Annotated in this window: 8 protein-coding genes; 7 read left to right on the top strand and 1 reads right to left on the bottom strand. The window is 54.4% G+C overall.

Annotation, left to right across the window (positions count from 1 at the left end; genetic code table 11):
* Positions 1-250 precede the first annotated feature (250 nt).
* Positions 251-466 (top strand): hypothetical protein, encoded by a 216-nt coding sequence (locus NCN04_RS09035; protein WP_048346800.1) that lies wholly within the window; start codon positions 251-253, stop codon positions 464-466.
* Between the two features lie 52 nt (positions 467-518).
* Here the strand turns inward: NCN04_RS09035 and NCN04_RS09030 are convergent, their stop codons facing one another.
* A complete protein-coding gene (locus NCN04_RS09030) occupies positions 519-776 on the bottom strand; it encodes a hypothetical protein (protein WP_053068543.1) in 258 nt (85 codons plus the stop codon).
* Here NCN04_RS09030 and nth point away from each other — a divergent pair.
* The 6 genes from nth (at position 776) to NCN04_RS09000 (ending at position 3,795) form a co-directional block, all read left to right on the top strand.
* Positions 776-1,429, top strand: coding sequence for an endonuclease III (gene nth / locus NCN04_RS09025; protein ID WP_250395865.1), 654 nt, complete (start codon positions 776-778; stop codon positions 1,427-1,429). The genes NCN04_RS09030 and nth overlap by 1 nt on opposite strands.
* Positions 1,430-1,487: 58 nt before the next feature.
* Positions 1,488-1,724 (top strand): high light inducible protein, encoded by a 237-nt coding sequence (locus NCN04_RS09020; RefSeq protein ID WP_048348234.1) that lies wholly within the window; start codon positions 1,488-1,490, stop codon positions 1,722-1,724.
* Positions 1,725-1,786: 62 nt separating this feature from the next.
* Positions 1,787-2,056, top strand: a complete 270-nt coding sequence (locus tag NCN04_RS09015) for a hypothetical protein (protein ID WP_048346802.1) — start codon at positions 1,787-1,789, stop codon at positions 2,054-2,056.
* 121 nt (positions 2,057-2,177) lie between these two features.
* Positions 2,178-2,672, top strand: coding sequence for a hypothetical protein (locus NCN04_RS09010; protein ID WP_250395864.1), 495 nt, complete (start codon positions 2,178-2,180; stop codon positions 2,670-2,672).
* Positions 2,673-3,494, top strand: coding sequence for a PfkB family carbohydrate kinase (locus NCN04_RS09005; RefSeq protein WP_250395863.1), 822 nt, complete (start codon positions 2,673-2,675; stop codon positions 3,492-3,494).
* 115 nt (positions 3,495-3,609) lie between these two features.
* On the top strand, positions 3,610-3,795 hold the full coding sequence (locus tag NCN04_RS09000; RefSeq protein ID WP_250395866.1) for a hypothetical protein: 186 nt from the start codon (positions 3,610-3,612) through the stop codon (positions 3,793-3,795).
* The last annotated feature ends 155 nt before the right edge of the window (positions 3,796-3,950 follow it).

The following is a 3,950-nucleotide window of genomic DNA, read 5'->3' as shown; positions in this document are numbered from 1 at the left end:
CCGAAACGTAGAGAATCCCCCTCACGGCGGTGTTCACGGCAGCTCCTTTTGAAAATGCTTGTTCGATGAGACGCTAGGCCAACCATCAATCCAAGTCCGTCAGGACTGATGGGATCGCTGATCACTGAGCCTGATCACTCATTCCTTTCAAGATGCATTCTTCAAAGCTTCTTGAAGCAACCTGACAACCATGCTTCGTGTCGCTAAGACCTTGGCGTACTCACTTTGATCGAAGCAGAAAGGCTCCCCTATGTCTGAAGACAATCAGCAGCAACCTGTCGTGATCAAGCAAGGAGGCGGCGGCACTGGAATTGGACTGGTTCTGGCGGCATTAATTCTTGGAGGTGCGCTGGTCTACGCCGTCACCATTTGGTCAAACACACAGAAAAGAATGATCGAGGCGCCGAGAGAAACGATCCAGAAAGGCGTGGACACCATTAAAAAAGCGATTCAGCCTGACTCTTAGAAGTCAATCTCTGACTGAATTGAGGAGGGGGCATGGAGTCAAAGATCAGGCTTCACCCTCCCTCGATCGATTGCTGCCGACTGTGATGGCGATAGAGATCGCTGTCTCCATCGTCTTCCGGCTCAGAGTTCTCTTGGGGCGCGCGGGGTTCAGCCGCTTCAATCCGCTGTTTAGGGATCACAGCGCTTTCTTCTCTAGCGATCGCACGCTCATAGGCCGAATTGGCCTCTGATAAGCCATCGCTACGAAGAGATGCCATGGCCTCAAAAGCAGTGTGGCCATGATGGCAGTCCTGCGACTCGATGACCATTGCTCAGAAAAGAGCGTGCTTCCCATCTGCTCCACCGCCTGGATGAGCACTATCCAGATCCACCCATTCCTCTCGATCACAGCGACCCTTTCAGCCTGCTGATCGCAGTGCTCCTTAGTGCGCAGTGCACCGACAAAAAAGTCAATGAAGTCACACCAGCCTTATTTGCTGCTGGTCCAACACCAAGTGCCATGGCGGCTTTGACGGAAATGGAGATTTTCGGTCACATCCGCCAGCTCGGGCTTGCCAAAACCAAGGCCCGAAACGTGCGCAAACTCGCTCACCTCTTGACCACGGTGCATGGGGGGATAGTGCCGAGCAGCTTTGAAGAGCTCGAGGCACTGCCGGGCGTTGGCCACAAAACCGCCAGCGTGGTGATGGCCCAAGCCTTCGGAGTACCGGCGTTCCCCGTGGACACTCACATACATCGCCTGGCGCAGCGCTGGGGACTCAGCAATGGAGACAGCGTGGAGCGCACCGAAAAGGATTTGAAAGCACTATTCCCACCGGAACGCTGGAACAAGCTCCACCTGCAAATCATTTTTTATGGACGCGAGCACTGCACTGCTCGCGGATGCGACGGAACGATTTGCCCAATGTGCCGCGAGCTGTACCCGAAGCGACGAACACCAGTGATTTGGAGAAGGGCTTAAACGCAATGCTGCCCAACGTCAAATTTCTGTTACAGTTCGTTTCAATTGCATGACCTCCATGGAACGCACTCCCGCTAACGACGCCTGGTTCCAAGGCAAAGCAGCTCGCTCCATTCACGAAGATCAACTGAAGAAGGTTGAGCTCTTCAACGGTCGTGCGGCCATGATCGGTTTCGTCATCGGTGTGATCACTGAAGGACTTACAGGCCAGGGGATTCTTCATCAAATCGGCCTCGGCCCCCTCGTTGACGGCTACGTCACTTGCAGCGTTCAGACGCTCCCCTTCTGTTTCTGATCAGACCAGACAAGGCTTGTCAGCCCCCTAGCCTTAGGATTAAGGGCTGACAGTCCAAGCCAATGGCTCGAAAGCGGCGCAAACTAAGCAAAGACATGGAGGCCGAAATTAAAGCGGCCCATAAAAAAGTTGAGTTTATTTCCGCGTTAATTCGAGACATCCGAGAAGAAGACATTCAAAACGAATACGCCGAAGCCTTTGTACAGGTGCACGCCGCATGCACCCACCTCGCCCAGCTTTACGAGGCTGAGGGCATTACTGAAGAAAGTGAAGGAACACTGGTGCTCTACAAAGGCCTCCTTAATCAATTTGAAGAAGAATATGAGCTTTAGGACATTTTTATAATCTGGTCCTCTAACACTAATTTTTTTCTAAAAATCCGGTAAAACCGGCTTGGTTATAAGAAACAGATTGATGCCAAACAACGACGAACCACGCTGGTTCACGCTGGCAATGGCAAGCCGCTGGCCCCTCGCTGTTGTCATTGCGGCATGGTCAGTCGCTGTTGCTGCGATCCAGATTCTCCGCCAACCCATCCCGATCGGACTGCCCCTCGATCAGCCATTTCCAGTTCGCCTGGTTGGTGGAGTCACTGTTGACGAACTCAAGGCACCTATCCGCGTGAAAAGTGAAGGATCAATAGCCATTGAAGCTTCGACAAAACTCCCCATCGAAGCCTCTGAAGCTATTCCTGTCCAAGGCCAAGTGTCAGTCAGCAAACCTGTCTTGATTGATTCCAATCAGTCTCTTGAAGTCCAAGGACAGGTTTCAGTTGACGAGGTCATAGCCCCAGTCAAAGTGCAAGGTGTGAATGAAGGTCCTGTCCTTGTAGGAACATCCGACGAAGATCAGTTAACCGTGGGTGGAGCCGTATCAGTAACCGAGGTAGGCGGTCCCATCAATGTGCGCCTGCGCGATGCGGCGAAATCTGTTTTGCCGATTCCTTAAATGGCATCCCTTCCCGCTGATCTCAAGCTTGCTGTTGTTGGGCACCTTGAGTGGGTTAATTTCCTTGCCGTTGATGCATTGCCGGCGCCTGGGCAGATCAGCCGTGCCCATCGCTCCCTAGAAGAACCGGCTGGAGCCGGAGCTGTTGTGGCTGTTCAACTGGCCAGACTGACGGGCCAAAGAGTGACCTTCTTCACGGCCCTCGGGGAGGATGAAATCGGCTTACGAAGCGAAGCGCGCCTGCGTGAGTTGGGTGTCACCCCAATTGTGGCCTGGCGGGACCAACCCACCCGACGCGGGATCAGCTTGGTTGATCACAGCAGAGATCGGGCGATCACAGTGATCGGAGAGCGACTGACGCCGGTCGCCAATGATCCATTGCCCTGGGAGCAGCTCGCCGATTGCGATGGGGTGTTCGTCTCGGCAACCGATCCGCAGGGCCTGAGGCTGGCACGAGCAGCCAAGGTTTTAACGGCAACCCCCCGCCTTCGTTTACCGCTTCTTCAAGAGGCAGGAGTCAGTCTCGATGCCTTAATCGGCAGCAATTTGGATCCAGGCGAGTCGATCGAAGAGGGTGCACTCACCCCAGCGCCAACCTTGCGGATCGCCACCGAAGGAGAGAAGGGAGGGCTCTTCAGTCCAGGGGGCCGATTTGAAGCCCAACCTCTCCCCGGCCCCCTGATAGAGACCTACGGATGCGGCGACAGCTTTGCAGCTGGCGTAACAGCCGGACTTGCTGCAGGAGTGTCCATCCCTGACGCGATCAAGCTTGGAGCCCAGTGCGGAGCGACCTGTGCCACACACTTTGGTCCCTACGCCTGAACCCCAAAACACAACGTTCCAGCGGAGTGGGAGAGGCTGTGAGTTGTACATACTCTCGAGAAGACAAGAACCACCGCAAAGACCGTTGCCATGTCTGATCTGAAGTGTCCCTTTAGTGGCCATTCAGGCGGCAACAAGCAGGGCATCTTCACCAGTTGTGATCGCAGCACTGGTGAATCACGCTGGACTGCAAGCCATTGCTGAGGTCTACGCCCAAAACGACGGCCAGGGAGGCTTCGTGGGGGATTGTGTAGATGCATGGGGCAAAGTGATGGAGCTCGATCGCTTGGATAGGTCTTGAGCTGAACTCATCGCTTTAAGCCCAAGCTACAAAAAAGCCCCCTCCTTTTGGGAGGGGGCTTTCTAGTTCAGCTGATCTGAACTTTGGATTGATTCCAAATCAACCGATTGCAGGTGCTTGAAGGGCCACAGGTGTGGACTCAGCAGCTGCCAGGT

Origin of the sequence: Synechococcus sp. MU1655, assembly GCF_023630655.1 — a bacterium.
Classification (GTDB): domain Bacteria; phylum Cyanobacteriota; class Cyanobacteriia; order PCC-6307; family Cyanobiaceae; genus Synechococcus_C.
This window is presented reverse-complemented; position numbering and strand designations above follow the sequence as displayed.

What these genes read in the sequence shown, in the direction of transcription:
- NCN04_RS09005 (WP_250395863.1), top strand. Translation starts at nt 2,673, where the DNA reads ATGGCATCCCTTCCCGCTGATCTCAAGCTTGCTGTTGTTGGGCACCTT.
- NCN04_RS09020 (WP_048348234.1), top strand. Translation starts at nt 1,488, where the DNA reads ATGGAACGCACTCCCGCTAACGACGCCTGGTTCCAAGGCAAAGCAGCT.
- NCN04_RS09015 (WP_048346802.1), top strand. Translation starts at nt 1,787, where the DNA reads ATGGCTCGAAAGCGGCGCAAACTAAGCAAAGACATGGAGGCCGAAATT.
- NCN04_RS09010 (WP_250395864.1), top strand. Translation starts at nt 2,178, where the DNA reads ATGGCAAGCCGCTGGCCCCTCGCTGTTGTCATTGCGGCATGGTCAGTC.
- NCN04_RS09030 (WP_053068543.1), bottom strand. Translation starts at nt 776, where the DNA reads ATGGTCATCGAGTCGCAGGACTGCCATCATGGCCACACTGCTTTTGAG.
- NCN04_RS09035 (WP_048346800.1), top strand. Translation starts at nt 251, where the DNA reads ATGTCTGAAGACAATCAGCAGCAACCTGTCGTGATCAAGCAAGGAGGC.